At 55.1% G+C, this 6,762-nt stretch carries 6 protein-coding genes; all 6 read left to right on the forward strand.

Annotated features, from left to right (window positions below; all coding sequences use genetic code 11):
- Positions 1–28: 28 nt before the first annotated feature.
- A complete protein-coding gene (locus tag MWU61_RS19555) occupies positions 29–1,324 on the forward strand; it encodes a sugar ABC transporter substrate-binding protein (protein ID WP_247130168.1) in 1,296 nt (431 codons plus the stop codon).
- Positions 1,325–1,576: 252 nt separating this feature from the next.
- Positions 1,577–2,518, forward strand: coding sequence for a sugar ABC transporter permease (locus MWU61_RS19560; RefSeq protein ID WP_247130163.1), 942 nt, complete (start codon positions 1,577–1,579; stop codon positions 2,516–2,518).
- Positions 2,519–2,529: 11 nt separating this feature from the next.
- Positions 2,530–3,366, forward strand: a complete 837-nt coding sequence (locus MWU61_RS19565; RefSeq protein ID WP_247130164.1) for a carbohydrate ABC transporter permease — start codon at positions 2,530–2,532, stop codon at positions 3,364–3,366.
- Positions 3,367–3,431: 65 nt separating this feature from the next.
- Entirely contained in the window at positions 3,432–4,325 is an 894-nt protein-coding gene (locus MWU61_RS19570; RefSeq protein ID WP_247130165.1) for an AraC family transcriptional regulator, read from the forward strand.
- Entirely contained in the window at positions 4,322–5,743 is a 1,422-nt protein-coding gene (locus MWU61_RS19575) for a mannitol dehydrogenase family protein (RefSeq protein ID WP_247130166.1), read from the forward strand. The genes MWU61_RS19570 and MWU61_RS19575 overlap by 4 nt, the downstream gene beginning before the upstream one ends.
- Positions 5,731–6,762: sn-glycerol-3-phosphate ABC transporter ATP-binding protein UgpC (ugpC, locus tag MWU61_RS19580; protein ID WP_247130167.1), on the forward strand; the 1,032-nt coding region annotated here is incomplete at its 3' end. The genes MWU61_RS19575 and ugpC, both read left to right, overlap by 13 nt.

Raw genomic sequence — 6,762 nt, forward strand, 5'->3', positions numbered from 1 at the left:
TCCAAACTGTGATTTCTGGGAGGAACACATGAAATCTTTGATGAATACGGCTTTAGGGCTGTCTTTGGTTGTTGCGACGTCATCTGTTGCGGTTGCTGATGGGCACGCGCAGGAATTGACGATTGCGATTGTGAACAACGGTCACATGATCAACATGCAGAAGGTTGCAGAGGCATACACTGAGGAAACTGGTGTTGCTTTGAACTGGGTGTCATTGGAAGAAGGCGTTCTGCGCGAGCAGGTTACTTCTGACACTGCAACCGGTGGTGGCCAGTACGACATCATCAACATCGGTATGCAGGAAGCACCGATTTGGGGTGCTGCTGGTTGGATCGAACCGCTTGAGTTCGGCGCTGACTACGACGTTGACGACATGCTGCCAGCAATGCGCAACGGTCTGTCTGCGGACGGCACATTGTATGCTGCACCGTTCTACGGTGAATCTTCTATGGTGATGTACCGTAAAGACCTGACAGACGCTGCTGGCGTAACAATCGCTGACAACGACAGCTGGGACAACGTCAAAGCGGCTGCTGCTGCGATGCACGATCCAGACAACGGCGTTTACGGTGCATGTTTGCGCGGTAAGCCGGGTTGGGGCGACAACATGGCGTTCGTCACAACAATGGTGAACTCTTTCGGTGGCGCATGGTTCGACGCGGACATGAAGCCAGCGCTTGATTCCGACGAATGGAATGCAGCTGTTAACTTCTACGTTGATCTGCTGGGTACATACGGTCCTCCAGGTTCTGAAGGTAACTCCTTCAACGAGATCCTCGCTTTGTACAACGAAGGCAAGTGTGGTCTGTGGATTGACGCGACGATCGCTGCTTCTTTCCTTGAAGTAGACGGTGTTGCTTACGCTCAGTCTCCGAATGCTGGTAACCCAGTGGGCGCGAACTGGTTGTGGGCATGGGCGATGGCTGTACCTGCGGGCACAGAAAACGCGGATGAAGCCAAAGCATTCATCGAATGGGCGACATCAAAAGCGTACATTGAAGCTGTCGGTAACCACCCAGACTTCGGTTGGGGTTCTGTTCCAACAGGCACACGTACATCCACATATGCGATCCCTGAGTTCCAGGCAGCTGCTGCATTTGCAGACGCTGAATTGGCAGCGATCAACTCTGCGGCGCCAGAAGCCACAGACATCAAGCCATATGTTGGTGTCCAGTTTGCAGCGATCCCTGAGTTCCCAGAAGTGGGTACAGCGGTTGCACAAGAAATCGCAGCGGCCCTGTCTGGTGCGAAATCTGTAGAAGAAGCGCTGGAAGCGGCACAGTCTGCAGCAGACGCAATCATGTCTGAAGCGGGTTACTACTAACCCTTTCGACTGAAATAGGATGGGCCCGGCTGCGGTCGGGCCCAGACCTTAAGAGACGTTTACCACCCGTATTTATTGACCATTTTGCTTTGATGCGACGCCCGCGTATGCTGTGGCGCTGCGCGCTCAATGATCATCTGTTTTTGCGAATTGCCCCGACCTGCCTGCATCGATCTGCCCATCTGTCGCTGTCCGTCCCGATCTGCTTGCACTGTCTTGATTGAAACCCTGCCCCAAAAGGTGACCCGAGCTATGTCTACCAAAAGAACGCTCCCCCGGATCTTACAAACGCCAGCTGTTTTGCTGTTGCTGGTGTGGATGTTGGTCCCGCTGAGCATGACGCTTTACTTCTCGTTTATCCGGTATGTGCTGAACTCGACGATCCGGCCGGAATGGACGACACCGGCGCTCAGCAACTGGCGGGGCTTGGGGAACTATCAGTATGTTCTGAACGCCAAGGATTTTTGGTTTGCGATCCAGAACTCTGTGCTGATCGTGTCCAGCATTTTGGTGCTGACGGTTGTTTTGGGTCTTGGGATTGCGGTTTTGGTTAATCGGAACTTCCCCGGGCGCGGGATTGTCCGTGTTTTGCTGATCTCGCCGTTTTTTGTGATGCCAGCGGTGAACGGGGTGTTGTGGATCAACATGATTTTGGACCCTGTGTTGGGTTTGCAGGGGATTGCGGTTGGCGGGATCAACAACATGATCGATGGGTTGCGTGACTTCCCGGTGTTGGGTTGGTTCTTTAACCTGTGGCCTGTGTTGGAACCGATCTCTTTCCGCGCCACACAGACCTCTGCTTATGCGGTCATTATGATGGTGACGTGGCAGTGGACCCCGTTTGCGGTGTTGATCTTTATGACGTCGCTGCAGTCCGAGGATGAAAGCCAGAAAGAAGCGGCGACGCTTGATGGGGCGTCTGCGTGGTCGCAGTTCATCAACCTGACGGTGCCGCATCTGGGGCGTCCGATTGCGATTGTTGTGATGATCCAGTCGATCTTCCACCTGTCCCTGTATGCGGAAATCGAGATTGTCAGCCGCGGGAACGGCAACAAAAACCTGCCTTATCTGATTGGTGAGTTCACCTCGAACAACATCGGTGCGGCAAGTGCGACAGGTATCTTCGCGGTCATTCTGGCCAATATTATCGCCATCTTCTTGCTGCGCATGGTCGGCAAGACGTTGATGGACTAGGAGAAAAGACAATGGCTACCGTTTCTCAGACCTCGAAATTTAGCAAGATCGCATGGCCTGTTGTGGCTTGGATCGTGGCGCTGATCTTCTTCTTCCCGATTTTTTGGTTGGTGTTCACCAGCTTTAAGACGGACGCGGATGCAGTGAAGCCTGAATTCCTGTTCAAGTTTACGCCGACGTTGGAAAACTACACCAACATGACGGAGAACTATGATTACTGGCGCTTTGCGACCAATTCGGTGATCACGTCGACCTTTGCGACTTTGTTTGCGCTGGTTGTGGGTGTGCCTGCGGCCTATGCGATGGCGTTTGACCCAAGCCGTCACACCAAGGATATCCTGATGTGGATGTTGTCGACAAAGATGTTGCCAGCGGCGGCTGTTTTGTACCCGATGACCTTCCTGACGAAGAACATGCTGGGCATCTTTGACACGCACTTCCTTGTGATCTTGGTATTGTGCCTGATCAACCTGCCGATCGTGATCTGGATGTTGTTCACCTACTTCAAGGAGATCCCGAAAGAGATCATTGAAGCGGGCAAGATGGACGGCGTGAGCACATGGGGCGAAATCAAGGATATCCTTATTCCGCTGGCATGGGGTGGCATTGCATCGACCGCACTGCTGACCTTCATCTTCTGCTGGAACGAAGCCTATTGGACGGTCCGTCTGACCACGATTGATGCGGCGACTTTGTCGAAGCTGATTGAAGGCAACCGCGCACCAGAGGGCCTGTTCTTTGGACGTCTGTCGGCAGTATCGACAGCGGCTGTGGCCCCGATCATTGTGTTGGGCTGGTTCTGTCAGAAACAGCTGGTGCAGGGTCTGACCTTTGGTGCGGTGAAGTAAGGCTGTGGGCGGCGTCTGATCGAAAGATGCCGCCATGCGACCGGGCTGGAAAAAAGAGATAAATCATGTCGATAATGGTTCCAAAAATTGAGTTAGTCGATCGGACCACACGGTCGATCCGCTATCTTGAACATGGATGGCCTACGGATTTGTGTCGGTGGCATGCCCATGAAGAATACGAATTGCATCTGGTTGTGGCGACACGCGGCAAGGCGTTTGTGGGCGATTACATCGGCGATTTTGAAGCGGGTGATCTGTTCCTGACGGGGCCGAACCTGCCGCATAACTGGATCACGGATAAGGTTTGGACCGAACCTGTGGCGACGCGCGATATGCTGGTGCAGTTCAGCCATGAAAGTTTTGAAAAACTGGCCGAAGGGTTCCCCGAATTTGGCGAGGTCCGCAAGATGCTGACGCTGGCCCAGTCCGGTGTGCAGTTTGAAGGGTTCAACCCGACCTTTGCGCGCGGTCACATGGAATCGATCCGTAATAACGAAGGTCCTGAGCGCATTCTGGCGTTCATCCGGTTCCTTGTGCGTTTGAATGAGCATGCGGAAAAGAAGGTCCTGTCGGTGTCCAAGCTGGTGCAAGTGCAGGGCGGCAGTAAACACGCGCGGATCGGGGCTGTGGTGGATCACATCGTGGCCAACTTCAAAGACGATTTTAGCGTGGGGGATGCGGCTGAAATGGCGGGGATGACCCAAGCCACGTTTGCGCGCAATTTTACATCTGTGACGGGCCACAAGTTCGTTGAATTCCTGACGTCTGTGCGCGTGGGTCAAGCCTGCAGCATGCTGTACGCGTCGGATGCGACGATCTCGGATATCAGCTTTGATGCGGGGTTCCGCAATCTGGCGAACTTCAACCGTCACTTTCTAAAGATGAAGGGCATGACCCCTTCAGAGTACCGCGATACAGCGCGCAAAGACTTGTCTAAACCAATGGAGACCACATCATGAATAGCGCAGTTCTGCACCCGATCGGGGCGACGGGATATGACCGCGCAGCCTGTGCTGTGGGTGTCGTGCATTTGGGGTTCGGGGCGTTCCATCGGGCGCATCAGGCGATGTATATTGACGATTACATGGACAAATCCGGTGATCTGAACTGGGGTATTGCGGCTGTGAACCTGCGCGGTGCGGAAGCCGGGTCTTTTGCGGCGGCCGCAGATGATGTGGCGCGCCACGACGGGTATTTTTTGAAATCCTATTCGCCGGACGGGCAGGTGGCGTTGCGCCGTGTGCGATCGCATGTGCATTTTGCAGACTGGAGCGCGGACCGGACAGCATCCGAGGCGTTGTTGGCGCGCGGTAGCGTACATCTGGTGACGATTACGGTCACCGAAAGCGGCTATTACACCGATCCGAATGGCAATCTGAACCGCGCGGATCCGGTCATTGCCGCTGAAATGGCGGGTGATCAGACGCAAAGCGTTTATGGGTATCTGCGGGCGGGTTTGCAGGCGCGGATGGATGCGGGCGGTGCCCCTTTGACCATCGCGTGTTGTGATAACATCCGCCAGAACGGCAAGATGTTGCACCGCAATCTGCTGGCTTATCTTGAGGCCTGCGGCGATGCGGTGTTGCACGCTTGGGTCGCGGACAACGTGGCGTTCCCCTGTTCGATGGTGGACCGGATCACGCCGCGCAGCACGGTTGAACTGGGCGTGGAACTGACCCAGTTGATCGGGTCAGAGGTCGCATCACCGATCATGGCCGAAGATTTTATCCAGTGGGTTTTGCAAGACAAAGCTGCAGGGCCGATGCCTGATCTGGCGCAAGCGGGTGTGACCGTGACGCCGGATGTGGACCCTTACGAGGAAACCAAAATCCGGGTGCTGAACGGCGGCCATACGGCATTGTGTTATCTGGCAGCGTTGGAAGGTGTTGAAACCTTTGATGCGGCGATGCGGGTGCCGCATTTACACCGCCACTTCCGCGCCTTTGAAGCAGACGAAGTGCTGCCTGCGATCACCATTGATCTGCCGTTCTCGAAGGCGGATTATCTGGACCAGATCGACGCGCGGTTTAGCAACCAGGCGATTGGCGATACGGTCGCGCGGATCTGTGCGGATGGCATGGTGAAGTTCCCGATCTTTATCCGCCCCACGCTGGAAGGCTGCCTGAAACAAGGTATCTTGCCGAAAAACGCGATCCGTTCGATTGCCAGCTGGCATGTGTTTGCAACCCATGTGGCGGCGGGCAAAATCCCGTTCAAATATGTGGAACCCAGCTGGGACGATCTGTCTGCCATGTTGGGCACGGACGCCTTTATCACATCGCGCCAACTCTGGGGCGATCTTCCTGAAACTTACCCTGAATTTGCCGAAACCCTTCGGCACGACATCTCTGAATTGGAGCAAAAATGGCCGGTTTGACACTGCGCGACGTGCGTAAAAGCTATGGTGCCACGCAAGTAATGCATGGCGTTGATCTGGATATCGACCACGGCGAATTTGTCGTGTTTGTGGGTCCATCGGGCTGCGGGAAATCCACGCTGTTGCGGATGATCGCGGGTCTTGAGGAAATCACATCCGGGTCGGTGAAGATCGGTGATGTGGAAGTCAACGATGTGGCTGCGTCCAAGCGTGGCGTGGCGATGGTGTTCCAGACCTATGCGCTTTACCCGCATATGACCGTGTATAAGAACATGGCCTTTGGTCTGAAGCAGGCCAAGACCGATCCGGCCGAAATCGACCGCCGCGTGAAAGCCGCCGCAGAAATCCTGCAACTGGGTGATTATCTGGACCGGAGCCCGCGCAACCTGTCGGGTGGTCAGCGTCAGCGTGTGGCCATTGGCCGTGCGATTGTGCGTGATCCGGAAGTGTTCCTGTTCGACGAACCGCTCTCCAACCTTGATGCGGCCCTGCGCGTGCAAACCCGTCTGGAAATCGCGCGTCTGCATGAACGCCTTGGCAACACGATGATCTACGTGACCCACGATCAGGTCGAAGCGATGACGCTGGCCGACAAAATCGTTGTGCTGCGTGATGGCCGGATCGAACAGGTTGGATCACCGATTGACCTGTACGAACGCCCCGACAACGCCTTTGTGGCGCAGTTCATCGGTAGCCCGAAAATGAACTTCTTCGATGGTGCGGAACTGACCGACGGGGCAGCAGCCCACCTCGGCAAACCGGCTGACGCCAACGTGCAAGTCGGCCTGCGCCCTGAACACCTGACACCATCCGACGAGAACATTGTGGTCGAAGGCAAACTCGAACTGGTCGAAAACCTCGGCGAATACGCGCTCGTCCACCTGATCACTGCCCAAGGCACAGAGTTCATCGCCAAAACCGAAAAACCACCACACCAAGCCAAAGGCGAAACCATCGGCTTCACAATCAAACCAAACCTCGCACACGCCTTCGATAAAGCAACAGGGTTAAGAATTACG

It is taken from the genome of Loktanella sp. F6476L, from assembly GCF_023015725.1.
In the GTDB taxonomy this organism is placed as follows: Bacteria; Pseudomonadota; Alphaproteobacteria; order Rhodobacterales; family Rhodobacteraceae; genus Yoonia.